This is a genomic window from Halomonas mongoliensis, assembly GCF_052496345.1.
On sequence record NZ_CP199288.1, the window covers coordinates 2,962,626 to 2,986,288 of the forward strand.

Consider the following 23,663-nt stretch of genomic DNA (forward strand, 5'->3'; position numbering starts at 1 on the left):
CGTAAACGTAAACTTTGGTCCAATGGCGTGCCGATATCTGGTGGATGTCGTCAGGCGCGGGTGTCGGCGCCGCACCATGAAGGCAGCGGAGTGCCGGCAAGGGACAGGGGGAGGGGTGACGCATGTGGCCTTGGCTGATGGCACTGCTGCTGACGGGCTGGGTTGCCATGGGGGCCTGGCAGCGCTGCAAGCCGCTGCCGAGGCGCGTGGGCGAGGCCTGGCCGGTGAGGGCCGTCGACGAGGTTCGCTTCCTGAGCGACGAAACCTGGTTCGATGCACGGGGGAGGCGCCATCTCGATCAGGCCATCTTCGACGAGATGCTGGCGATGATCGACCAGGCCCGGCGCCTGGTGGTACTCGACGTGTTTCTCTTCAACGACTTCACCGCCGGCGTCGGGGGTGGCGGCCTGCGTCCGCTATCGGCGGAGCTGAGTGCCGCCCTGGTGGCACAGAAGCGCCGCTACCCCGAACTGGAGGCGGTGGTGATCACCGACCCCCTCAATACCCTCTACGGCGGGCTCGAGCTCGACCATCTGGAGGCCCTGCGACGGGCGGGGATCGTCGTGGTGCTGACCGACCTCAACCGCCTGCGCGCCTCCAACCCGCTCTGGTCGGGGCTCTGGCACCTGGGCCCGCGCTGGTTGGGCAATCGCCCCGGGCGGGGCTGGCTACCCAACGCCCTGGGACCGGGCCGGGTGACGCTGCGCAGCTATCTGGCGATGCTCAACTTCAATGCCAACCATCGCAAGACCCTGGTGGTGGACGAGGGCGAGGGGTGGGCCGGCCTGGTGACCTCGGCGAACCCCCATGACGCCAGCAGCCTGCACGGCAACGTGGCGCTGCGCTTCAGCGGAGAGGCGGCCCTCGACCTGCTGGCCTCGGAGCGGGCGGTGGCGAGCTGGTCGGGCATCAACTTGCCCGGGCCGATGCCGCCCGCCCCGGCCCCGGTAGCAGGCAACCTGCGCCTGCAGCTCTTGACCGAGGCGGCCATTCGCAAGGCGCTGCTGGCGGCGATCGAGGCCTGCCAGGAGGGGGATCGCCTGGACCTGGTGGTCTTCTACCTCGCCCATCGTGGCGTGATCGAGGCGCTTCAGGCGGCCAGCCGGCGCGGCGTACGGGTACGCGCCCTGCTCGACCCCAACCGGGATGCCTTCGGCCTGGAGAAGGGCGGCATTCCCAACCGGCCGGTGGGACGCGAACTCGTCGCCGCTGGCATCGCGGTGCGCTGGTGCGCCACCCGGGGGGAGCAGTGCCACAGCAAGCTGCTGCTGCGCCGCCCGGCAGACGGCGGCGAGACTGAGCTGATCCTCGGCTCGGCCAACTTTACCCGGCGCAACCTGGATGACCTCAACCTGGAAAGCAGCGTCCGGCTCCTGGGCCCTCCCGACACCCCTGCCCTCGAGCAGGCCACTGCCTTCTTCGAGCGGCGCTGGGCGAGCTCTCCCGAGCGCACCACCAGCGAGCCCTTTGCGGCCTTTGATGACGCCACCGTCTGGCAGGGCCTGCGCTACCGCATCATGGAGGCCACCGGGCTCTCCACCTTCTGAGGGCCAGCCGCCCGGGAGGGGGCGAGCCCTTTCGCGGAGGGCGACGGCGCTCAGTCGATGTGGGTGATCGCCTGGCGTCGCGGGTCGATGTGCCAGGGCAGCCCCTGGCGGGCGTTGTGCTCCAGCTCGGCGATCACCTGGGCCCCCAGCAGCAGGATGATGGCGCCCACCTCCAGGCTCAGCAGAACCACGATCAGGGTCGCCAGGGAGCCGTAGACGGCGTTGACGAAGGAGATATTGGCGAAGTAGTAGACCAGCAGCAGCCGCACCCCCTCCCACAGCAGGGCGGCCACCAGCCCACCGATCACCGCCCGGCGCAGCGCCACCCGCACCACCGGCAGCACCTTGTAGATGGCGCTGAACAGAAGGAAGACCCCGATAAAGCTGGCCAGGTTGAGCACCGGCTCCGAGGCGCCCGACAGCGGCAGCTCCCGATCGAAGAGCGCCAGCCAGAGCGTATTGAGGGAGCTGAGCAGGCTGACCAGCAGGGTGAGTGCCATCAGCCCGGCGCCCAGCACCACCATGAAGGCGTAGGGCAGCAGCACCGAGACCCAGGCGCTGCGTCCCTGGTGATGGGTGTCCGGGGCGTGGAAGATGATCGCCAGGGCGTCCTCCAGCATGCGGAAGGCGAAGGAGCTGAAGAGCAGCAGGATCGGGAAGCCGAGGATGCCGATTACCTCGCGGGTGTCGAGCAGGGCGCGCACCGCCTCCAGCAGCACCTCGGCGTGGGCCGGGGCCAGGTGCTGTACCTGGATGCTGAGGACGTCGAGCAGGTGCGCCTCGTCCACCACCCGGGCCAGCAGCACCACCAGCAGGGCGAAGAGCGGCACGATGGAGAGCAGGATATTGTAGCCGACGCCGCCGGCCAGCAGGATGCCGCGGTTGCGCAGGAAGGCGGTGAGCACCCGCCACAGGAAGCGTGCCACCCGCGGCGGCAGCGTGAGGAGGGGCTGGGGGCGCGAGGGGCGCCTGGGCGGCGATGCAGTCATGGCGGAGGCCATCCATGGGCGTACCTGCATCATACGCCCCGCCCAGCACTCGTTGCCAATGCCGCTGCCTGCCGGCGGGGCAACGGCCAAATAATGGTACGGCGGGACGACAGTCAGCATAATGTCACGCCTCGGCTTCACCCCATCCCCACGGCAGCGAGAGACCATGGCCAAGTTCGAACTGATCGGCACCGCCAGCATTCCCGGCAAGGGCAGCGAGCTTCGGCTGCTGCAGCGCAATGACGAATTCTCCATCCGCATCGCCGGGGCCCCCGGCGAGCTCATGAACACCCGCCTGCACGGCTCCGAAGATGCCCTGGCCGAGCTGGCCTGTGAGCGTATCGCCGACCGCCCCGGCGCCCGGGTGCTGGTGGGCGGCCTGGGCATGGGCTTTACCCTGGCCGCGGCCCTGGCCGTCCTGGGCGAGGACGCCGAGGTGGTGGTGGCCGAGCTGGTCCCGGGGGTGGTGGAGTGGAACCGCGGGCCCCTGGGCGCCGCCGCGGGCCACCCGCTCGACGACCCGCGCACCCGGGTCAGCCTGGGTGACGTGGGCGAGCTGCTGCGCCGCGAGTCCGGCGGTTTCGATGCCATCATGCTCGACGTGGACAACGGTCCCGAGGGGCTGACCCGGCGCGAGAACGACTGGCTCTACTCTCCCAAGGGGCTGGCCGCCGCCCAGGCGGCCCTGCGCCCCGACGGGGTGCTGGCGGTATGGTCGGCGGGCCAGGATCCCGCCTTTACCGAGCGCCTGCGCCGGATCGGCTTCCTGGTCGAGACGGTCACGGTGCGCGCCCATCGCCCCGGCAAGGGGGCCAAGCACTGCATCTGGCTGGCCAGCTGAGATGCGTAGCGCTTACGCCCTGCGCCGGGCCCCGCTGCTCCTGGTGCTGCTCCTTCTGGCCGGCTGCGCGGGACGGCTGACGCCACCGGAGGCACCCGTCTCGCCCGTGACGGTCTACCTGCTCGACCACGGACGCCACGCCAGCCTGGTGCTGCCGCGCCGGGAGGGTGGCATGGTGCGCTACAGCTACGGCGAGTGGCGCTGGTACGTGGAGGCTGAGCGTCACCTGCTTTCCGGTGCTGCGGCCCTGCTCTGGCCCACCCGGAGCGGCCTGGGGCGCGGCGTGCACGAGGCGATAACCGGCCCGGAGGCGCTGTCGGGCCTGGCCCCGGAGGGGCTGGTCGCCGTCTACCCCCTGGTGGCCGAAGAGGCCCGGGTGATTGCCCTCAAGCGGCGTCTGGATGCCCATTTCGAGGCGCTGCTAGCATCGCCTGCCTACAGTGAGGAGTTCGACCTCCTCTTCGTTCCCTATCCTCGCGCCTACTGGTGGACCCACCAGTCCAACCTGGTCACCGCCCGCTGGCTGCGTAGCCTGGGCGTGGAGGTGCGGGGCATCCCCTGGCTGTCGCGCTGGCGTCTCGAGGCGCCTTCTGCGAGCCCCTATCATCACGGAGAGAAAGATCATGAGTGACAAGGCGTCGGGAGAGCGGCTCTCCAAGCGGCTGGCGCGCCAGCTGCCCTGCTCGCGTCGGGAGGCGGAGCTCTATATCGCCGGCGGCTGGGTCAGCGTCGACGGCCGGGTGGTGGAGGAGCCCCAGTTCAAGGTGAGCGAACAGCGCATCGAGCTGCTTCCCGGTGCGATGCCCCGGGAGATCCCGCCGACGACCCTGCTGCTCAACTGCCCGGCGCAGCTCCAGGCCGCCGAGGAGGAGGAGCTGGCCCGGCGGCTGATTCGCAAGGCGACGCACTGGGGCGAGGACCCTGCCGGCCAGGCCCCGCTCAAGGCGCACTTTCGCGGCCTGGTGCCCCTGCTGCCGCTGGCCCCCGGCGAGGAGGGGCTGCTGGTCTTCACCCAGGATCGCGGCGTGGCCCGGCGGCTGGGCGAGCGGGGCTCGCGGCTGGAGGAGGAGTGGCAGGTGGAGGTGATCGGCAGCCTCGATGAGGCGGGGCTCGAGGCTCTGCGCAGCGGTACTGCGCTGCCCGGCCAGCTCCCGGGGCCCGCCAGGGTCAGCTGGCAGAGCGAAACCCGCCTGCGCTTTGCCATCAAGGGGAGGGCGTCGGGCCTGCTGGAGCCCCTGTGCCGGGCGGTCGGGCTGACGGTAGTGGCGACCCGCCGGCTGCGCCTCGGCGGGGTATCGCTGGGGGCGGTGCCGCCGGGAGAGTGGCGCTACCTCAAACCCACCGAGAGGTTCTGAGCCCCCCGTCGCCTCCCTTTCCCCGGCTGGCGGCCCTAGGTATGCTGGGACGGTGTGTGCATGTCGCTCGGCCGTGCCGGGCGGTGACGATTACCGGAATGCAGCGAGGAACTACCCATGTCGGAAACCTCCCAGCCATCACCGTTCAAGGATAACCGCGTCAAGGGACTGGCGGGCGTGGCGGCCGTCGCCGTCATCTGGGCCCTCATCGCCCAGTCCAACTCGGGCTCCCACCGCGACGCTCGCGAGGCCCTCGAGGCCGAGCTCTCCGCCATGGAGTCGCGCAACCAGGCGCTGACCAGCCAGCTCGAGGAGCGCGATGCCGCCGGCGAGGAGATCGAGGCGCTGCAGGCGCGCCTGGCCGAGCTGCAGGACGAGCGCGATGCCGCCGAGGCCGCCATGGCTGAGGAGCAGGCCGAGGCCCGTGCCGACCTCGAGCGTCTCAACGAGGAGATCGCCGACGCCGAGGCGCGCCTCGAGGCCCTGACCGAACAGCGTGATGCGCTTGAGGCGGAGCTCGAGGCCCTGGAGGCCGAGCAGGCCGAACTGCAGGAGGCCCTCGCCTCCCTGCGCGAGGAGCAGGCCGCCGTCGAGGAGGCCCGCGACGCCGCCGAGGCTGCCCGTCAGGACGCCGAGCAGGCGCGCCAGGAGGCAGAGGGTGCCCGTCAGGAGGCTGAGGAGGAGCGTCAGGCGGCCTTCGAGGCCCGCGAAGAGGCCGAAGCGGCCCGTGACGAGGCCGAGGGTGAGCTGGCCTCCCTGGGCGAGCGGATCGAGGAGGCCGAGGGCCAACTCTCCGGGGTCGAGGCCGAGCTCGAGGAGCGCCAGGCCCATCTCGAGGCCCTCGAAGAGGAGATTGAGGCGCTGGAGATCTGGCGCGACGAGGTGGCCGAGGAGGTCGGCGAGGCCCGCGATGAGCGCGATGCCATCCGTGAAGCGCTCGAGGAGGCCCGCGCCGAGCGCGACGACCTGCTGGTGGCGATCGAGGTGGGTCGCGACGAGGTGGCCGCCATCGATGCCGAGGCGGAGCGACGCGAGGAGCAGCTCGAGCGCCTCGAGGCCCAGCTGGCCAGCTGGCGCAGCGAGCTCGCCGACCTGGAGACCCGTCTGGGGGCTCCCGACGCCGAGTCTGCCGAGGAGGCGGAGTCGGGCGCCGAAGAGCCGCAGCCCGAGGAGAGCGAAGAGAGTGACGAGAGCGAGGACGCCGAGGCGGCGTGAACGGCGCTTCGTTTTCCTGCCATAAGCCGGCAGTGAACGGCGGACCCTCGGGTCCGCCGTTCGTCGTATACTGCACCCAGTGCGGGGCGGCCCCTGTCCGTCCTGACATGCACAAAGAACCAGCAAGGAGCAGCCCGTGATCGAAGGGGTCAAGCACATCGTTGCCGTGGCGTCCGGCAAGGGGGGCGTGGGCAAGTCCACCGTCACCGTCAATCTGGCGCTGGCCATGGCGGCCGAGGGGTACCGGGTCGGCATCCTGGATGCCGACATCCACGGCCCCAGCCAGGCCCAGATGCTGGGCGTAGGGGAGGGGGTGCGCCCCGTGGCGGCCGGCGAGAACCGCATGCACCCGCTCGAGGCCCACGGCCTGCAGGCCATGTCCATGGCCTTCATGGTCGATACCCGGGAGCCCATGGTGTGGCGCGGGCCCATGGTGGCCGGTGCCTTCCAGCAGCTGCTGACCCAGACCCTGTGGGACGACCTCGACTTCCTGTTCATCGACATGCCGCCGGGTACCGGCGACATCCAGCTGACCCTGGCCCAGAAGGTCCCGGTGGATGGCGCCGTCATCGTCACCACGCCCCAGGACATCGCCCTGCTCGACGCGCGCAAGGGCATCGAGATGTTCAGGAAGGTGAAGGTGCCGGTGCTGGGCGTGGTGGAGAACATGAGCCTCCACGTCTGCTCCAGCTGCGGCCACGCCGAGCCGATCTTCGGCGCAGGGGGTGGGGAGCGCATCGCCTCCGAGTACGAGACCCGGGTGCTGGGTCGCCTCCCCCTGGCGCTCTCCATCCGCGAGCAGGTCGACGGTGGGCGCCCCACGGTGGTCGCCGAGCCGGATGGGGAGGTGACGGCCACTTTCCGCGACATGGCCCGCCAGGTGGCGGAGCAGGTGGCCGGTCAGGCCGATGCCGGCCCGAGCATCTCCTTCAGCGACTGAGCCCCGAATGGCCGGGCCGGCGTGACGCCCGGGGCCGGGGCCGCTATCATGGCGGCCCCGGGCGCTGGCTGCCGGCCCGACGCCTCCGTTCCCACCCCAGCAGGAAAGGTTTCGATGAGCATCAAGTCCGACAAGTGGATTCGCCGCATGGCCGCGCAGGAGGGGATGATCGAGCCCTTCGAGGCCGATCAGGTTCGCTACGTGAACGACCGTCGGGTGATCTCCTACGGAACCTCCAGCTACGGCTACGACGTGCGCTGCGCCGACGAGTTCAAGGTCTTCACCAATATCCACTCCGCGGTGGTGGACCCCAAGGCCTTCGACGAGAAGAGCTTTGTGGATGTGCAGGGCGATGTCTGCGTGATCCCCCCCAACTCCTTCGCCCTGGCCCGCACCGTGGAGTACTTCCGCATCCCGCGCAGCGTGCTGACCATCTGCCTTGGCAAGTCCACCTATGCCCGCTGCGGCATCATCGTCAACGTGACGCCGCTGGAGCCGGAGTGGGAGGGGCATGTGACCCTGGAGTTTTCCAATACCACCAACCTGCCGGCCAAGATCTACGCCAACGAGGGCGTGGCCCAGATGCTGTTCCTGGAGTCCGACGAGGTGTGCGAGACCTCCTATAAGGATCGCGGCGGCAAGTATATGGGGCAGCGGGGCGTCACTCTCCCCCGCACCTGAGAAAGCGTCGATTTATTGCTGCGCTCGACATCCTGATCGCCGGCGGTGCCGGTGCGCCGGTCCGATCGGAATCCTCATGTAGCAGGCTACACTCCGGTTCCTGCGCTCCGGCGGCGACCAGCCTGTCATCGCTCGCGACTTAAATCGCCAGCTTTCCGAGCGAGGGATTGATAGGAAACGAGGTTGGATGAGCCGGTGCTCATCCAACCTTGACTTGCTTTGTTGGCCGCTACTCCTCGTCCAGCTCCTCGGCCGCGTCGGCGTGGGAGAGCCGCACGCCCTGTGCCGGCAGCGGGGTGCCATCCAGGGTGGCGCCGCCGGGCGCGAACTGCAGGCGCCCTTCCAGGAACCACTTCACCGCGATGGGATAGATCAGGTGCTCCCGGGCGTGCACCTTCTCCTTGAGGCTCGCCTCGGTCTCGCCCTCGGCGACGTCCACCGCGGCCTGGATCACCACCGGGCCGCCGTCGAGCTCCTCGGTCACGAAGTGCACGCTGCAGCCGTGCTCGGCGACGCCGTCGGCCAGGGCGCGGGCGTGGGTGTCGAGCCCCTGGTAGGCGGGCAGCAGGGAGGGGTGGATATTGAGCATTCGCCCCAGGAAGCGCTGCACGAAGCGCGGGGTGAGGATGCGCATGAAGCCGGCCAGCACGATCAGGTCGGGCTCGTGGCGCTCGATCACCTTGATCAGGGCGCCGTCGTAGGCGTCGCGGTTCTCGTACTCCCGGTGGGGCAGCACCACGGCGTCGATGCCGGCCTCCCGGGCGCGCACCAGGCCATAGGCGTCCGGCTCGTTGGAGATCACCGCCACGATTTCGCCACCCAGGCGGTCGTGGGTCTGCTCGTCGATCAGCGCCTGCAGGTTGCTGCCGCTACCGGAGATCAGCACCACCACCCGGCGCGCGCCTACCGGCTCCGAGGTGAAGTCGTTCAGGGTGTCGCTGGCGTCGCTCATGCCTCGAGGTTCTCCAGACGCACCCGGGGCTCTTCGCCGCTGCGGGCGACGATCTCGCCCAGCCGGTAGACCGTCTCGCCCAGGGCCTGCAGATGGGCCCGGGCCTGGTCGGCCTTCTCGGCCGGTACCACCACCACCATGCCGATGCCGCAGTTGAGCACCCGGTACATCTCCTCCTCGGCCACGTTGCCCTGCTCCTGGAGCCAGTCGAAGACCGCCGGACGGGCCCAGCTGGTCACATCGACCTTGGCCGCGAGGCTGTCGGGCAGCACCCGGGGCAGGTTCTCGGTAAGGCCACCGCCGGTGATATGGGAGAGGGCATGCACCGGCACGCCGCTCTCGCGGATCAGCGACAGCAGCGGCTTGACGTAGATGCGGGTGGGCGCCATCAGGGCGTCGCCCAGTGCCATGCCGCCGATGTCGGCGTCGAGGCTGGCACCGGACACCTCGAGGATCTTGCGAATCAGCGAGTAGCCGTTGGAGTGGGGGCCCGAGGAGGCGATGCCCAGGAGCACGTCGCCCTCGGCCACCTTGCTGCCGTCGAGGATCTCGGACTTCTCGACGACGCCGACGCAGAAGCCGGCCAGGTCATAGTCGCTGCCCTCGTACATGCCGGGCATCTCGGCGGTCTCGCCGCCCACCAGGGCACAGCCGGCCTGCTCGCAGCCCTCGCCGATGCCGGAGACCACGTCCGCGGCGATGTCCACATCCAGCTTGCCCGTGGCATAGTAGTCGAGGAAGAGCAGCGGTTCGGCGCCGGCCACGATCAGGTCATTGACGCACATGGCCACCAGGTCGATGCCGATGGTGTCGTGGCGGCCAAGGTCCATGGCCAGGCGCAGCTTGGTGCCCACGCCGTCGGTGCCGGAGACCAGTACCGGCTCGCGGTAGCCGCTCGGCAGCTGGCACAGGGCGCCGAAGCCACCCAGTCCGCCCATCACCTCGGGTCGAGTGGTACGCTTGGCGACGCCCTTGATGCGGTCGACCAGGGCGTTGCCGGCATCGATGTCGACGCCGGCATCCTTGTAGCTGAGCGAGGGGCGGGAAGAGGAGGAGTCGGTCATCTCGGGTCCTGTCGGTAGGTCGTCGGCCCGGGTCGGCCGCACGGGAGTGGCAAGGCCGCCTGGGAAGTTCGGGCACTGGATCAAGATCGGGTGCGAGATTGTAGCATCAAGACGCCGTTCAGGCAGCCGTGAGGCGTGCCGATGACGGCGCCACAGGGAGGGTAGGATGCGCAGAGAGTGGTGGGTGCTGGCGGCGGCGGTCGCCCTGGTGTGGTTGCTGCTACGCCTCGAGGCGATGCTGATGCCGTTCTTCGCCGGCATGATCCTGGCCTATCTGGCCGACCCCCTGGCCAACCGCCTGGAGCGCTGGGGGTTGTCGCGGCCGCTGGCGGTCAGTGCGGTATTCCTGGTGCTGCTGGCGCTGCTGGCGGTGGGGCTGCTGGTGCTGATTCCACTGCTGGTGCAGCAGCTGCGCCAGTTCGGTGAAGTGACTCCCGGCATCTTCGAGTGGCTGGAGACGGTGCTGGCGCCGCAGATCCAGGCCTGGACCGGCTTCGACGTGGCGGCAGAGCTGGACAATGTCCAGGAGACCCTGGCCGAGCACTGGCAGGATGCCGGCGGCTACCTGGCCCAGGTGCTGGGGCAGGTGGGGCGCTCGGGCATGGCCTTCGTCACCTGGGTGACCTATGTGTCGCTGATCCCGGTGGTGACCTTCTACCTGCTGCTCGACTGGAAGCGGCTGATGGGCAGCCTCCGCGACCTGCTGCCGCGGGGCTGGGAGGCCGATGTGGTCCGCCTGGCGGGGCGCTGTGACGAGGTGCTCTCCGCCTTCCTGCGCGGCCAGCTGCTGGTGATGCTGAGCCTCGGGGTGATCTATGGCCTGGGCCTGACCCTGATGGGCGTGCGCTTCGGGGTGCTGATCGGCCTGATCTCGGGGCTGGCCAGCATTGTGCCCTTCCTGGGCTTTATCGTCGGCATCAGCATCGCGCTGATCGTGGCCTTCTTTCAGTTCGGCACCTGGCTGGCCCTGCTGGGCGTGGTCGCGGTGTTCAGCGTCGGCCAGATCATCGAGAGCACGGTGCTGCAGCCCAAGCTGCTGGGGGATCGCATCGGCCTGCACCCGGTGGCGGTGATCTTCGCCGTGCTGGCCGGCGGCAATCTGTTCGGCTTCACCGGGGTGCTGCTGGCGCTGCCGGCGGCGGCGGTGATCATGGTACTCTTGCGTGAACTCAATGACCGCTACAAGAGCAGCACCTTGTACGACGCCACCCTTGCACGTCGCGACCTCGACCGCCCCCACGACGAGGAGGCGCCATGAGCCGAGCGCCTGCCCAGCTGCCGCTGGGCGTCGGTCTTCGCGACGATGCCACCTTCGTCAACTACTACCCGGGCCCCAATGCCAGCCTGGTGGATCGGCTGGTCCACCAGCTTGACGAGGGCGGCGAACCCTTCCTCTACCTCTGGGGCGGGGAGGGCGTGGGCCGCAGCCACCTGCTGCAGGCCGCCTGTCATGCCGCCTCTGACCGCGAGCTGCGCGCCCTCTACCTGCCCCTGGCGGAGCTCGGTCACTTTCCGCCGCTGATGCTCGAGGAGATCGAGCGCCTCGACCTGGTGGCCATCGACGACCTGGAGCAGGTGCTCGGGCGCAAGCGCTGGGAGGAGGCGCTCTTTCACGCCTTCAATCGCCTGAGGGATGCCGGCAAGCGCCTGGTGGTCGCCGCCGATGCGCCTCCTCGGCAGCTGCCGATCCGGCTGCCTGACCTGGCCTCGCGGCTGACCTGGGGCGTCACCTTCCACGCCCAGGGGCTGGATGACGCTGGCCGCCTGGCGGCGCTGCAGCTGCGCGCCCGGGTGCGCGGCATGGCGCTTCCCGACGAGGTGGCGCGCTATATCCTCCACCGGGGGCCGCGGCGGCTGGGCGAGCTGTTCGAGATCCTGGCCACCCTGGATCGGGCCTCGCTCTCCGCCCAGCGCAAGCTGACCATTCCCTTCGTCAAGCAGGCGCTGGGCTGGTAGGGCTCAGCGGCTGAGGTTGCTCTCCAGGTGCTGGCCATTGCGCAGCTGGACCTGGCGAATCACCACCCGAGGCTCGCCGCTGGCGGGGTCCGGGCCTGCGCCCGAGAGGTAGAAATCCCCGGCGGGCAGCCCGGCGAGGCGGAAGCGGCCGCTGCCGTCGGTTCGCGTCGTGTGGGTGTAGGCCCGGGCGCGGGGGTCGGCGGGCTCCACGGCGATGCCGGCCAGTGCCATTTCGGCCGCCTCGGCGGAGTAGGTGGTCACCGGCGCGGCCGAGACGCCGGCATTGGGCACCGGGCGCCCGCCGATGGTCAGCTGCCCACTGATGACCGCACTGCCCTGCTTCTCGAGGGCGGCATACTCCTCGGCGGGGAAGGCCACCTCCCGCGCCACGCGGCCCGGCGGCACCTCGCGAGGAGCCTCGACGCGCTCGGGAGCCTCCCGGGGCTCGACCTCGCGGTCGATCACTTCGATGCGCTCGGTCGGGGTCGGTGCAGGGGGCATGATCTCGCAGCCCGCCAGCAGCACGGCCGGCAGCAGCATGGGTATCCAGCGTTTCATGGTGTCACTCCCTGAATCATTCATCGGCGCCCTGTGCCAGCGCCCAGCATAGCGCAGCTCGAGGCCGATGGAACCCGCGAAGGGACAAACGAAGACCGCCGCCCCGAGGGGCGGCGGTCTTCTTGGGCGCAGCAGGTGCCGGCCGATGGCCGGCCCGGCGGCTTACTTCTGGGCGGTCGCCTTGGTGGCGGTCGCCTGGGCCTGCTTGACGTTCTCTTCGGTCAGCTTCTGGCTCTGCTGGACGAAGTCCTGCTGCAGGGCCACGACCTTCTCGGCATCGCCCTTCAGGCGCTCGGCCAGGTCCTTGGCGACCTTCTGCTGGCCTTCCATGTAGCTCTTGAGGCTCTCGGCATCCTTGACGGACATCAGGGTGCGCAGCTGGGCCAGGCCGGTGTCGGTGTAGGCCTTGGTGGCGTCCAGCTGGGCGTGGGCCAGCTTCTCGGTGTAGTCGACGGCCAGGGAGGCGTAGGCGCGAGCCGGGCCGAAGAAGAGGGCGTCGAACTGCTGGGTGTCGAACTGCTTGGAGTCGAAGTTGAAGGCGTTCATCATGGCGAACCTCCTGGTTCATCTGGTGTGAATGAGCAGGTTACCTGCCCTGTTGCATTGCACAATAGCAGAGCGGTTTGTGCACTGCAACATTGTCGAGCGATTTCGTACTCTCTCCTCGGACTTGCAGGACGCCGTCGGCGGCGCCATGGTGAACCCAAACCCCAGCCAGCCTGGTTCCATCCCCCTTCGAGGAGCCCGCCATGAGCAAGATGCGCAAGGAACACGACAGCATGGGAGAGCTGGAGGTGCCGGCCGACGCCCTCTATGGCGCCCAGACCCAGCGCGCCGTGAACAACTTCCAGGTGTCGGGGCAGCCGATGCCCGCCGCCTTCATTCACGCCATCGCCCGTATCAAGCTGGCGGCGGCCCAGGTCAATGCGGAGCTTGGCCTGCTGGATCCGGCGCGCGCCGAGGCGATCTCCACCGCCGCCGAGGCGGTGATTCGCGGCGAGCACGACGAGCACTTTCCCGTGGAGGTGTTCCAGACCGGCTCCGGCACCTCCAGCAACATGAACGTCAACGAGGTGATCGCCACCCTGGCCAGCCGGGAGGGGCTCGAGGTGGGCCCCAACGACCACGTCAACATGGGGCAGTCCAGCAACGACGTGATCCCCACCGCCATTCACGTTGCGGCGGCGCTGGAGTTGACCGGCCGGCTGCGACCGGCGCTGGTGCACCTGCGCGAGACCATCGATGCCCGTGCCGCCGAGCTCGACGGCGTGGTCAAGACCGGCCGCACCCACCTGATGGACGCCATGCCGCTGCGCATGAGCCAGGAGCTGGGCGCCTGGTCGAGCCAGGTCGGCCAGGCCATCGAACGCTTCGATGCGGCCCAGGTGCGGCTCTGCCGACTCGCCCAGGGGGGCACGGCGGTGGGTACCGGCATCAATGCCCACCCGGAGCTCGCCGAGCGGGTAGCGGCCCATCTCTCGGCCCAGACCGGACTTACCTTTGCGCCCAACGACAGCTTCTTCGCCAGCCTGGCCGCCCAGGACGCCGCGGTGGAGCTCTCCGGCCAGCTCAAGGGGCTCGCCTGCGCGATCATGAAGATCGCCAACGACCTGCGCTGGATGAACTCCGGCCCCCTGGCCGGCCTCGGCGAGATCGAGCTCGAGGCGCTGCAGCCGGGCAGCTCCATCATGCCGGGCAAGGTCAACCCGGTGATTCCGGAGTCCGCGGCCCAGGCGGCCGCTCAGGTCATCGGCCTGGATGCGGCGGTGACGGTGGCCGGGCAGAGCGGCAGCTTCCAGCTCAACGTCATGCTGCCGCTGGTGGCCCACAACCTGCTGACCGCCATCACCCTGATGAGCAACACCGCGCGGCTGCTGGCCGATCGCGCCATCGCCACCTTCAAGGTGCGCGAGGAGAACCTGACCGGGCCTCTGGCGCGTAACCCCATCCTGGTCACGGCGCTCAACTCGGTGATCGGCTACAACGCCGCGGCGGCCATCGCCAAGGCGGCCTACCAGGCGGGGCGCCCCATCATCGACGTGGCCGAGGAGCAGACCGACCTCTCTCGCGAGGAGCTCGAGCGGCTCCTCGACCCGGCGGCGCTGACCCGCGGGGGGATTCCCCAATGAGCCGTGACGCGAGCCGTGGGGATGACCTGATCCTGGCCATCGACCAGGGCACCACCAGCTCCCGGGCCATCCTCTTCGACCGCCAGGGGCGGCGGGTGGCCATGGCCCAGCGGGAGTTCACCCAGCACTTCCCCCGGGATGGCTGGGTGGAGCACGACCCGGAGGAGATCTGGGAGAGCGTGCTCGCCACCTGCCGGGAGGTCATCGACCGGGCCGGCGTCGGCTCCGAGCGGCTGGCCGGGGTGGGCATCACCAACCAGCGCGAGACCGCCCTGCTCTGGGATCGGCAGAGCGGAGAGGTGCTCCACCGCGCCATCGTCTGGCAGGACCGGCGCACCGCCGACGCCTGCCAGGCGCTGCGGGATGCCGGCCACCTCGAGACGGTCCAGGCGCGCACCGGCCTCTTGATCGACCCCTACTTCTCGGCCACCAAGCTCGCCTGGCTCCTCGATCACGTGGAGGGGGCCCGGGAGCGGGCCGAGCGCGGCGAACTCGCCTTCGGCACCGTGGACAGCTTCCTGATCTGGCGGCTGACCGGCGGTCGCGTCCACGCCACCGATGCCACCAACGCCTCGCGCACCGCCCTGTTCAATATCCACGAGCAGCGCTGGGACCCGGCGCTGCTCGAGCTGTTCGAGATTCCCGAGGCGCTGCTCCCGGAGGTGAAGGACTCCAGCGATGACTTCGGCACTCTCGAGCGAAAGTGGCTGGGGGCAGAGCCGCCCATCGCCGGGGTGGCCGGCGATCAGCAGGCGGCGCTGGTGGGGCAGGCCTGCTTCCGGCCGGGCATGGGCAAGAGCACCTACGGCACCGGCTGCTTCATGATCGTCAATACCGGCGATACGCCGGCGCTGTCGCGCAACCGCCTGCTGACCACCGTGGCTTACCGCCTGGGGGGGAAGCCGACCTATGCCATGGAGGGGAGCATCTTCGTGGCCGGCGCCACCGTGCAGTGGCTGCGCGACGGCCTGCGGCTCTTCGAGAGCGCCGCCGAGACCGAGGCCCTGGCGCGCCAGACCCGGGCCGGCCACAGCGTCTACCTGGTGCCGGCCTTCACGGGGCTCGGGGCGCCCCACTGGGACCCCAAGGCCCGCGGTGCCATCTTCGGCCTGACCCGGGATACCGGCATCGCCGAGATCGTCGCCGCCGGCCTCCAGGCGGTCTGCTACCAGACTCGGGACCTGCAGGCCTGCATGAGCGACGACATGGACGCTGCGCCGGACACCCTGCGGGTGGATGGCGGCATGGTGGCCAATGGCTGGGTGATGCAGTTCCTGGCCGACATGCTGGGCGTGGCGGTGGACCGCCCCACGGTGCTTGAGACCACGGCGCTGGGGGCCGCCTACCTGGCCGGGCTGCGCCTGGGCTGGTACCGTGACCTCGACGAGATCGCCGAGCTCTGGCAGTGCGAGCGTCGTTTCACGCCCCGGATGCCGGAGGAGGAGCGGGAGCGGCTCTATCGCGGCTGGCAGGAGGCGGTGGAGCGGGTCAAAAGCGAGCGCTGAGTGCTTGCAAAATCTCTGAGGATCGGTAATATATGCATCCGTTGCCGGGGCAAGAGAGCTCCGGCAATATGCTGCTGAAACAGGACCATAGCTCAGTTGGTTAGAGCGCTACCTTGACATGGTAGAGGTCGGCGGTTCGAATCCGCCTGGTCCTACCAGCATGCATCGACAACAGGACCATAGCTCAGTTGGTTAGAGCGCTACCTTGACATGGTAGAGGTCGGCGGTTCGAATCCGCCTGGTCCTACCAGATTCCGGAACGCCCCCGCAGCCCTGCTGCGGGGGCGTTCTGCTTTCTGCTGCACCTGCCTGTCGTCAGGCCAGCGCCAGCTCCGTGCGCTCGACAAAGACTGCCACCAGCGCCTCGATGCCGGCCTGGTCGTCGACGCTGAAGCGGCCGCGCCTGGGGCTGTCCAGGTCCAGCACGCCCCACAGCCGATCGTCTGCCAGGATGGGCACCACCAGCTCGGCCCGGGAGGCGGCGTCGCAGGCGATATGGTCGGCCACGGCGTGGACATCGTCGATGCGCTGGGTGGTGCGGGTGCGCGCCGCGGCGCCGCAGACCCCCTTGCTGAAGGGGATGGTGTGGCAGGCGGGCTTGCCCTGGAAGGGGCCGAGGCAGAGCGTCTCCGGCTCGCGCTGCAGGTAGAAGCCCGCCCAGTTGAGCTCGGGGAGCTCCTGCATCAGGAAGGCGGCGGTCTGGGCGCTGTTGGTCAGCCAGTCGCGGGTATCGAGGAGTGCGGCGAGCTGGCGGGCGAGCAGGGGATAGTCGACGGTCATCATGGCTCCTGAAATAGAAGGGGCCGGCTAAGGCCGGCCCCTGTTCTTCTCCGTTTTTCTTACTCCCAGCCGGGCACCGCTGCCGGCCCAAACAGCTCGGCCGCCTTGGCCTTCACTTCCTCGGTCTGGTAGCTGCGCACCAGCTGCTGGATCGCCTCACGCTCCTCGTCGCCGCCGCGCACCACGATCAGGTTGACGTAGGGGGACTCCGGACCCTCCTTGATCAGGGCGTCGTCCAGGCTCAGGCCGGCGGGCTGGGCGAAGGTGTTGTTGATGAAGGCCATGTCCACGTCGGGCAGCACGCGGGGCAGCTGGGCGGCCTCGATCTCCCGGAAGCGGAAGCGCTTGGGGTTCTCCACCACGTTGAGGGGGGTGGCCTCGAGGTTTTCCGGGTCGTCCAGCTGGATCAGCCCCTCGTTGTGCATCAGGATCAGCGAGCGACCCTCGTTGGAGGGGTCATTGGGCAGGGCGATCTGGGCCCGCTCGGGCAGCTCGTCGATGCTGGCGTACTTCTCGGAGTAGGCGCCGATGGGATAGACGAAGGTGCGTCCGGCCACGGCGAAGTCGTAGCCGCGGTCGTTGACCATGGCCAGCATGTAGGGCTCGTGCTGGTAGGCGTTGGCGTCCAGGCTGCCGTCGGCCAGGGCGGCGTTGGGGGTCACATAGTCGGTGAACTCGATGATCTCCACGGTCAGGCCGTATTCGCGCAGGGCGATCTCGGCGGCGACCTGCATCACGTCGGTCTCGGGGCCGGCCACGGTGCCGACCTTGATGCGGTGCTCGTCGGCCAGGGCGCTGCCGGCGCCGAGGGCCAGGCTGGAGGCGAGCAGGGTGCTGAGCAGTGTCTTGCGCATGTCGGGTCTCCTTGATGATGGTGAGATTATAAAAGAATAAAAATAATACTTTAAATGCAAAATAGCTATTAATAGAGGCGGAAAAGCTACCGATTTACGTTGCGAGCGAAGTCAGGCCGGCTGCCGCCGCAGCGCAGCTTCCGGAATGTAGCCTGCTACATGAGGACAGCGACCGGGCCGGCGCACCGGCAGCGCCGGCGGCCGGGATGTCGAGCGCAGCAGGAAATCGGTGTCTTTTCATTTGTGATCGCTCTTGCGGACCAAGTAGTCCCCCAGGCTCTGGAAGCCCTGCACCATCACCACCAGGATCGCCACGGTGATCAGCATGACGGTGGGGTTGAAGCGGTTGTAGCCGTAGCGGATGCCCAGGTCGCCAAGGCCCCCGCCGCCCACGGCGCCGGCCATGGCCGAATAGCTGACCAGGGTCACCACGGTGACGGTCAGCGCCGTGAAGATGCCGCCGCGGGCCTCGGGCAGCAGCACCCGGGTGATGATCTGCCAGGGGGTGGCGCCCATGGACTGGGCGGCCTCCACCAGGCCCGGGTTGATCTCGTTCAGCGCGCCCTCCACCAGGCGGGCGATAAAGGGAATGGCGGCGATGGTCAGCGGCACGGCGGCGGCGTTGGTGCCGATGGAGGTGCCCACCAGCATGCGGGTGAAGGGGATGATCGCCACCATCAGGATAATGAAGGGGATCGAGCGGCCGATATTGGTGACGATGCCGAGCACGCCGTTGACCGCCGGCTGGGCCAGCACCTGGCCGGGACGCGTCACATAGAGCAGCACCCCGAGCGGGATGCCCACCAGGGCCGAGATCACCCCGGAGACGGCCACCATATAGAGGGTGTCCAGGGTAGCCCGGAGGATCAGGTCAATCATCGCGCTGGACATGGCCAAGCACCTCCACGTGCAGATCATGGGATTCGAGATAGTCGATGGCCGTGCGGGTCTGCTCCGCTGGGCCCATCAGCTCGGCGATCATCAGGCCGAGGGTGCGCTCCTGGATCGACTCCACCTTGGCCTGCAGGATGCTGACATCGACGCCGCACTCCCGGGCAAGCCGCGAGATCAGCGGCGTGGAGACGGCGTCGCCGGAGAAGGCCAGGCGCACCACCGGATGGGTGTGCTCGCCGGGGCTCTCCTCGAGGCGTTCGATCAGCGCCCGGGGCGGCTCCAGCTTGAGGAAGTCGTTGAGGAACTCGCGGCCGAGCCGGGTGCGCGGGGCGGTGAAGAAGTCGCCCACCTCGGCCTCCTCCACCAGCTCGCCGCCGGAGATCAGGCTGACCCGGTGGCAGATCGACTTGACCACCTCCATCTCGTGGGTGATCAGCAGAATGGTCAGGCCGAGCTTCTGGTTGATGTCCCGCAGCAGCGCCAGGATCGAGGCGGTGGTCTGAGGGTCGAGGGCCGAGGTGGCCTCGTCGCAGAGCAGCACCTTGGGGCGGCTGGCGAGCGCCCGGGCGATGGCCACCCGCTGCTTCTGGCCGCCGGAGAGCTGGGCCGGATACTGGTTCGCCTTGTCGGCTAGGCCCACCAGCTCCAGCAGCGGCGTGACCCGCTCGCGGATCTCGGCGCGCCTCATGCCCATCAGCTCCAGGGGCAGGGCCACGTTGGCGAATACCGTGCGGTTGGTGAGCAGGTTGAAGTGCTGGAAGATCATGCCCATGCCGTGGCGCGCCTGGTTGAGCGCCTGGCGGGAGAGGCCGGTGAGCTCCTGGCCGTCCACGGTGACGGTGCCGGTGGTGGGGCGCTCGAGCAGGTTGACGCAGCGAATCAGGGTCGACTTGCCGGCGCCGGAGAGGCCGATCACGCCGTGAATCTGGCCGGCGGGCACGTGGAAGTCGATATTCTTGAGCGCCTCTATGGTCCGAGCGGGGCTGCCGCGTCGCCCTTTCAGCGCATAGGTCTTGGATACGTTATGGAGTCGAATCATCGGAAGCACCGCAAGCGGGGCGCCGGGGCGGGCGGTGCAGCCAGGGTAAAAAAAGGCCACCCTTGCGGGTGGCCATCAACGCTGGACACACCCTTTTAGCTGCACTTCACGCGGTGGCACGGCCCGGAAGGGCGTGTCGCCGCGCTGGCGCCCGCAAGCCGGGTACAAATCGGCGCCGTTCAATGTAGCCGTGAAGCTTAGGGCGGCGGCCGAAAGCTGTCAATTGTCGCGGTGGTTGTTTCGGTAAGCATGCGTAGCTGTCAGTGAATTCGTCTTTATAATTGCCAGTTGCGGGATAATATTCTGTTCTTTCGGGGGGTGTCGTGGACGCCTCGGGTGGGATTTCTCTACACTCTGTGCCCTTGCCCCTGCGGGGGTCCAGCTGCAGTCGAGGAGACGCCATGTTCACGGGTATCGTTCAGGGCACCGCCGAGGTGGTCGCCATCGAAGAGGCCGAGCAGTTTCGCACCCATATCCTGGTCCTGCCCGAGGCCCTGCGGCGCGGGCTCGAGATCGGCGCCTCGGTGGCCCACAACGGCGTCTGCCTGACGGTGACCGCCATCGACGGCGAGCGGGTCAGCTTCGATCTGATGCGCGAGACGCTGCGGGTGACCAACCTTGGTGCGCTGAGCGTGGGCGATCGCGTCAATATCGAGCGTGCCGCCCGCTTCGGCGACGAGATCGGCGGGCACTCGATGTCCGGCCATGTGATGGCCGTGGCGGAGCTGGTGGAGCTCGACGAGGCGCCCAACAATCGCCGCCTCTGGTTCGAGCTGCCCCACGCCCTGGGCCGCTTCCTGTTCGACAAGGGCTATATCGGCGTCGACGGGGCCAGCCTGACCATCGGCGAGGTGCGCCCCGCCTGCGCCACCCACGGGCCGCGCTTCTGCGTCAACCTGATCCCCGAGACCCTGGCGCGCACCACCCTGATCGACCGGGTGCCGGGGGACAGCGTCAACGTCGAGATCGACCCCCAGACCCAGGCCATCGTCGAGACCGTGGAGCGGGTGCTGGCCGCCCGGGGGATCTGAGCCTGGCGGTGGCTTGACCGCTCCGTCAGGTCTGCGTTGGTGGCACGGCTGGCGTCTGGCCCGGTCTTTGCTTATACAGTGTGAAGAGTAGTGTGAAGAGCACTGTGAACAGTGCGAGTCAGCGGCCTTCCGGTCTCTCGCATCCCGACGGGGATGCGGGTACCATAGGCCGCTTTTCTCGTGACCCTTCTCGCCCCCCAGGGACCGTCGCCACGTCCAAGCGCGCAGGAATGAGCCCCATGAAGAGCCTGATCGACAAGCAGTTCAAGCTGTCCGAGCACAACACCAGCATCAAGACCGAGGTCATCGCCGGGATCACCACCTTCCTGACCATGGCCTACATCATCTTCGTCAACCCCAGCATCCTCTCCGAGGCCGGCATGGACTATGGCGCGGTTTTCGTCGCCACCTGCCTGGCCGCCGCCATCGGCTGTCTGATCATGGGGCTCTGGGCCAACTACCCGATTGCCCAGGCGCCGGGCATGGGGCTCAACGCCTTCTTCACCTACGGGGTGGTGCTGGGCATGGGCTACACCTGGGAGGCGGCGCTCGGCGCGGTCTTCTTCTCCGGCTTTTGTTTCTTCCTGCTCAGCATCTTCAAGGTGCGCGAGTGGATCATCCACTCGATCCCGCTCTCCCTGCGCCTGGGCATCGCCGCGGGCATCGGCCTCTTCCTGGCCATGATCGCGCTGAAGAACGCCGGCATCGTGGTCTCCAATCCGGCCACCTATGTGGCGCTGGGGGATCTCTCCCAGCCCGCCGCCATCTACGCCCTGCTGGGCTTCTTCGTGATCACGGCCCTGGCCTACCTGAAGGTGACCGGAGCGGTGATGATCGGCATCCTCGGCATCACCGTGGCTGCCATGCTGTTTGGCCATAACGAATATGGCGGCATCATGTCCATGCCGCCCTCCATCGCGCCCACCTTCATGGCGCTGGACCTGTGGGGCGCGCTGGATATCGCCATGCTCAGCGTGATCTTCGCCTTTCTCTTCGTCGACCTCTTCGACACCTCCGGCACCCTGGTGGGCGTGGCCCACCGCGGCAAGCTGCTCGACAAGGATGGCAAGCTGCCGCGCATCGGCCGCGCCATGATGGCCGATAGCGGCGCTTCCATGGCCGGCGCGGTGCTGGGCACCTCCACCACCACCAGTTATATCGAATCCACCGCCGGTATCGCCTCCGGCGGACGCACCGGCCTGACCGCCGTGGTGGTGGGGGGGCTCTTCCTGATCAGCCTCTTCTTCGCGCCGCTGGCGGGCTCCATTCCGGCCTACGCCACCGCCGGTGCGCTGCTCTATGTGGCGGTGCTGATGGCGGGCAGCCTGGCCCATGCCAACTGGGAAGACCCCACCGATGCCGCGCCGGTGCTGATTGCCGCCCTGGCCATGCCGCTGACCTTCTCCATTGCCGAGGGGATTGCCCTTGGCTTCATCAGCTATGCCGCCATCAAGGCCCTCTCCGGCCGTTTCCGGGACCTCAACCCGGCGGTGATCATCCTGGCGCTGCTGTTTGCGCTGAAGTTCCTGTTCCTCGACTGACCATTCACTACCGAGACCCGCCATGAGCATCTACGGCGACTACATCAAGTCCGTGATCCGCACCGTCCCCGACTGGCCGCAGCCGGGGGTCAACTTCCGCGATATCACGCCGCTGCTGCAGAACAGCGCGGCCTTTCGCAAGCTGATCGACAGCTTCGTGCACCGCTATCAGGAGCTGGACCTCGATGCCATCGCGGCCATCGATGCCCGGGGCTTTATCGTGGGGGCGCCGTTGGCCTACGAGCTCGGCTGCAGCTTTGTGCCGGTGCGCAAGAAGGGCAAGCTGCCGTTTCGCACCATCAGCGAGACCTACACCCTGGAGTACGGCGAGGCCGAGGTGGAGCTGCACTCCGACGCCTTCAAGCCGGGCGACCGTATCCTGATCGTCGACGACCTGATCGCCACCGGCGGCACCATGCTGGCCGCCGCCAAGCTGATCAGCCGCAGCGGTGGCCAGGTGGTGGAGACCGCCACCATCGTCGACCTGCCGGATCTCGGCGGCTCTGCGCGCATCCACGAGGCGGGCTACAACGTCTTCGCCGTCTGTTCCTTCACCGAGGACGAATGACCCCATGAGCAGCAACCGCTACCACAAGCACTTCACCGTCTCCTGGGATCAGCTGCACCGCGATGTCCGCGAGCTCTGCCACCAGCTGGTGGAACGTGACTTCAAGGGCATCGTGGCGATCACCCGGGGTGGGCTGATTCCCGCGGCCCTGATCGCCCGGGAGCTCAATGTGCGGCTGATCGATACCGTCTGCATCAAGAGCTATGACCATATGAACCAGGGCGGCCTCGACGTCATGAAGGGCGTCGATCACGATGGCGATGGCTGGCTGCTGGTGGATGACCTGGTGGATACCGGCAAGACCGCCCGCAAGGTGCGCGAGCTGCTGCCGAAGGCGCACTTCGTCACCGTCTACGCCAAGCCCGAGGGCAAGCCCCTGGTGGACCAGTACCTGACCGAGGTGGCCCAGGACTGCTGGATTCAGTTCCCCTGGGACATGGGTATCGCCTACGTCGAGCCCCTGGCCGACCAGATCAAGCGCTGAGTCGAGAGGCCAGGATGGCGACACCGCTTCCCGAGAGCTGGCAGCAGTGGCTGGGTGCCGAGCTCCAGGCGCCCTACATGCAGGCGCTGCGCGACTTCCTGGCCGCCGAGAAGGCCGCCAGGAAGGTGATCTATCCCCACTCCAGCGAGTGGTTTCGCGCCTTCCAGCTGACCCCCCTCGAAAAGGTCAGGGTGGTGATACTCGGTCAGGACCCCTACCACGGGCCCGGCCAGGCCCACGGCCTCTGCTTCTCGGTGAGGCCGGGAGTGCGCATTCCGCCGTCCCTGGCCAATATCTACAAGGAGCTGGCCGCGGACGTGGGATTCCGCCCGGTGGGTCACGGTAACCTGGAGCACTGGGCCCGCCAGGGAGTGCTGCTGCTCAACGCCTCGCTGACGGTGGAGCAGGGCAACGCCGGCTCCCATCGGGGCCGCGGCTGGGAGACCTTCACCGACCGCGCCATCGCAGCGGTGAGCGAGCACGGCCAGCCCTCGGTGTTCCTGCTCTGGGGCAGCCAGGCCCGCCAGAAGCGGGCGCTGATCGACACCTCCCGGCATCTGGTGCTGGAGTCGCCGCACCCCTCGCCGCTCTCCGCCCACCGCGGTTTCTTCGGCAACCACCACTTCTCCCGGGCCAACGCCTTCCTGGTGGAGCAGGGTCGCACCCCCATCGACTGGCAGCTGCCCGACCATGCCGATGAGTGCACGCCTTAACCTCAACGGGGGATGCGGGTAGAATGG

Annotated in this window: 25 protein-coding genes and 2 tRNA genes; 18 read left to right on the forward strand and 9 right to left on the reverse strand. The window is 68.5% G+C overall.

What is annotated here, in order from left to right; genetic code table 11:
• Window positions 1–122: 122 nt before the first annotated feature.
• Window positions 123–1,547 carry a phospholipase D family protein gene (locus ACRYRV_RS13965; protein WP_444984734.1) on the forward strand — a complete coding sequence of 475 codons (1,425 nt, stop codon included), beginning with the start codon at window positions 123–125 and terminating at the stop codon, window positions 1,545–1,547.
• A gap of 50 nt (window positions 1,548–1,597) precedes the next feature.
• Here the strand turns inward: ACRYRV_RS13965 and ACRYRV_RS13970 are convergent, their stop codons facing one another.
• Window positions 1,598–2,536, reverse strand: a complete 939-nt coding sequence (locus tag ACRYRV_RS13970) for a YihY/virulence factor BrkB family protein (RefSeq protein WP_444984733.1) — start codon at window positions 2,534–2,536, stop codon at window positions 1,598–1,600.
• Between the two features lie 166 nt (window positions 2,537–2,702).
• Here ACRYRV_RS13970 and ACRYRV_RS13975 point away from each other — a divergent pair, with 166 nt between their 5' ends.
• From ACRYRV_RS13975 to dcd, 6 genes are all read left to right on the forward strand, one after another.
• Window positions 2,703–3,377: a spermidine synthase gene (locus ACRYRV_RS13975; RefSeq protein ID WP_444984731.1), complete on the forward strand. Its 675-nt coding sequence runs from the start codon at window positions 2,703–2,705 to the stop codon at window positions 3,375–3,377.
• 1 nt (window position 3,378) lies between these two features.
• Entirely contained in the window at window positions 3,379–4,008 is a 630-nt protein-coding gene (locus tag ACRYRV_RS13980) for a hypothetical protein (protein WP_444984730.1), read from the forward strand.
• Complete coding sequence (locus tag ACRYRV_RS13985) at window positions 4,001–4,732, forward strand: RNA pseudouridine synthase (protein WP_444984729.1); 732 nt, start codon at window positions 4,001–4,003, stop codon at window positions 4,730–4,732. Before ACRYRV_RS13980 ends, ACRYRV_RS13985 begins: the two co-directional genes overlap by 8 nt.
• Window positions 4,733–4,849: 117 nt before the next feature.
• The gene (locus ACRYRV_RS13990; RefSeq protein WP_444984728.1) at window positions 4,850–5,947 is read left to right on the forward strand and encodes a kinesin; all 1,098 of its coding nucleotides are present in this window, start codon (window positions 4,850–4,852) and stop codon (window positions 5,945–5,947) included.
• A 139-nt stretch (window positions 5,948–6,086) separates the two neighbouring features.
• Window positions 6,087–6,887: an iron-sulfur cluster carrier protein ApbC gene (gene apbC / locus ACRYRV_RS13995; RefSeq protein ID WP_374710987.1), complete on the forward strand. Its 801-nt coding sequence runs from the start codon at window positions 6,087–6,089 to the stop codon at window positions 6,885–6,887.
• Between the two features lie 114 nt (window positions 6,888–7,001).
• A complete protein-coding gene (gene dcd, locus ACRYRV_RS14000; RefSeq protein ID WP_253443622.1) occupies window positions 7,002–7,568 on the forward strand; it encodes a dCTP deaminase in 567 nt (188 codons plus the stop codon).
• Between the two features lie 229 nt (window positions 7,569–7,797).
• Here dcd and purN read toward each other — a convergent pair whose 3' ends face one another.
• Both purN and purM read right to left on the reverse strand, forming a co-directional pair.
• Window positions 7,798–8,520, reverse strand: coding sequence for a phosphoribosylglycinamide formyltransferase (gene purN, locus ACRYRV_RS14005; RefSeq protein ID WP_253443620.1), 723 nt, complete (start codon window positions 8,518–8,520; stop codon window positions 7,798–7,800).
• A complete protein-coding gene (purM, locus tag ACRYRV_RS14010) occupies window positions 8,517–9,584 on the reverse strand; it encodes a phosphoribosylformylglycinamidine cyclo-ligase (RefSeq protein ID WP_309635629.1) in 1,068 nt (355 codons plus the stop codon). The genes purN and purM overlap by 4 nt, the downstream gene beginning before the upstream one ends.
• Before the next feature lie 166 nt (window positions 9,585–9,750).
• On the opposite strand from purM, the gene ACRYRV_RS14015 reads away from it, so the two are divergent.
• The gene (locus ACRYRV_RS14015; RefSeq protein WP_253443616.1) at window positions 9,751–10,842 is read left to right on the forward strand and encodes an AI-2E family transporter; all 1,092 of its coding nucleotides are present in this window, start codon (window positions 9,751–9,753) and stop codon (window positions 10,840–10,842) included.
• Complete coding sequence (gene hda, locus ACRYRV_RS14020) at window positions 10,839–11,540, forward strand: DnaA regulatory inactivator Hda (RefSeq protein ID WP_444984727.1); 702 nt, start codon at window positions 10,839–10,841, stop codon at window positions 11,538–11,540. The genes ACRYRV_RS14015 and hda overlap by 4 nt, the downstream gene beginning before the upstream one ends.
• A 3-nt stretch (window positions 11,541–11,543) precedes the next feature.
• Here hda and ACRYRV_RS14025 read toward each other — a convergent pair whose 3' ends face one another.
• Entirely contained in the window at window positions 11,544–12,098 is a 555-nt protein-coding gene (locus tag ACRYRV_RS14025) for a hypothetical protein (RefSeq protein WP_444984726.1), read from the reverse strand.
• A 162-nt stretch (window positions 12,099–12,260) separates the two neighbouring features.
• Window positions 12,261–12,644: a phasin family protein gene (locus ACRYRV_RS14030; RefSeq protein ID WP_444986267.1), complete on the reverse strand. Its 384-nt coding sequence runs from the start codon at window positions 12,642–12,644 to the stop codon at window positions 12,261–12,263.
• A gap of 203 nt (window positions 12,645–12,847) precedes the next feature.
• Here ACRYRV_RS14030 and ACRYRV_RS14035 point away from each other — a divergent pair, with 203 nt between their 5' ends.
• The 4 genes from ACRYRV_RS14035 (at window position 12,848) to ACRYRV_RS14050 (ending at window position 15,982) form a co-directional block, all read left to right on the forward strand.
• Window positions 12,848–14,227, forward strand: a complete 1,380-nt coding sequence (locus tag ACRYRV_RS14035) for a class II fumarate hydratase (protein WP_444984725.1) — start codon at window positions 12,848–12,850, stop codon at window positions 14,225–14,227.
• Window positions 14,224–15,732, forward strand: a complete 1,509-nt coding sequence (glpK, locus tag ACRYRV_RS14040) for a glycerol kinase GlpK (RefSeq protein ID WP_444984724.1) — start codon at window positions 14,224–14,226, stop codon at window positions 15,730–15,732. The genes ACRYRV_RS14035 and glpK overlap by 4 nt, the downstream gene beginning before the upstream one ends.
• A gap of 81 nt (window positions 15,733–15,813) precedes the next feature.
• Window positions 15,814–15,890 (forward strand) — tRNA-Val (locus ACRYRV_RS14045).
• 15 nt (window positions 15,891–15,905) lie between these two features.
• Window positions 15,906–15,982 (forward strand) — tRNA-Val (locus ACRYRV_RS14050).
• Window positions 15,983–16,047: 65 nt separating this feature from the next.
• Here ACRYRV_RS14050 and ACRYRV_RS14055 read toward each other — a convergent pair.
• The 4 genes from ACRYRV_RS14055 to ACRYRV_RS14070 form a co-directional block, all read right to left on the reverse strand.
• Window positions 16,048–16,515: a GAF domain-containing protein gene (locus tag ACRYRV_RS14055; RefSeq protein WP_444984723.1), complete on the reverse strand. Its 468-nt coding sequence runs from the start codon at window positions 16,513–16,515 to the stop codon at window positions 16,048–16,050.
• A gap of 56 nt (window positions 16,516–16,571) precedes the next feature.
• Window positions 16,572–17,366, reverse strand: a complete 795-nt coding sequence (locus ACRYRV_RS14060) for a MetQ/NlpA family ABC transporter substrate-binding protein (protein WP_253443602.1) — start codon at window positions 17,364–17,366, stop codon at window positions 16,572–16,574.
• 237 nt (window positions 17,367–17,603) lie between these two features.
• Window positions 17,604–18,257 (reverse strand): methionine ABC transporter permease, encoded by a 654-nt coding sequence (locus ACRYRV_RS14065; protein ID WP_253443600.1) that lies wholly within the window; start codon window positions 18,255–18,257, stop codon window positions 17,604–17,606.
• Window positions 18,238–19,299, reverse strand: coding sequence for a methionine ABC transporter ATP-binding protein (locus ACRYRV_RS14070; protein ID WP_444984722.1), 1,062 nt, complete (start codon window positions 19,297–19,299; stop codon window positions 18,238–18,240). The genes ACRYRV_RS14065 and ACRYRV_RS14070 overlap by 20 nt, the downstream gene beginning before the upstream one ends.
• Before the next feature lie 401 nt (window positions 19,300–19,700).
• On the opposite strand from ACRYRV_RS14070, the gene ACRYRV_RS14075 reads away from it, so the two are divergent.
• The 5 genes from ACRYRV_RS14075 (at window position 19,701) to ung (ending at window position 23,636) form a co-directional block, all read left to right on the forward strand.
• A complete protein-coding gene (locus ACRYRV_RS14075; protein ID WP_444984721.1) occupies window positions 19,701–20,330 on the forward strand; it encodes a riboflavin synthase subunit alpha in 630 nt (209 codons plus the stop codon).
• Window positions 20,331–20,569: 239 nt separating this feature from the next.
• Window positions 20,570–21,871, forward strand: a complete 1,302-nt coding sequence (locus tag ACRYRV_RS14080) for an NCS2 family permease (protein WP_299316806.1) — start codon at window positions 20,570–20,572, stop codon at window positions 21,869–21,871.
• 22 nt (window positions 21,872–21,893) lie between these two features.
• A complete protein-coding gene (locus ACRYRV_RS14085; RefSeq protein WP_299316805.1) occupies window positions 21,894–22,439 on the forward strand; it encodes an adenine phosphoribosyltransferase in 546 nt (181 codons plus the stop codon).
• A 4-nt stretch (window positions 22,440–22,443) separates the two neighbouring features.
• A complete protein-coding gene (gpt, locus tag ACRYRV_RS14090) occupies window positions 22,444–22,923 on the forward strand; it encodes a xanthine phosphoribosyltransferase (RefSeq protein WP_444984720.1) in 480 nt (159 codons plus the stop codon).
• A 14-nt stretch (window positions 22,924–22,937) separates the two neighbouring features.
• Window positions 22,938–23,636: a uracil-DNA glycosylase gene (gene ung / locus ACRYRV_RS14095; protein WP_444984719.1), complete on the forward strand. Its 699-nt coding sequence runs from the start codon at window positions 22,938–22,940 to the stop codon at window positions 23,634–23,636.
• Window positions 23,637–23,663: the final 27 nt, after the last annotated feature.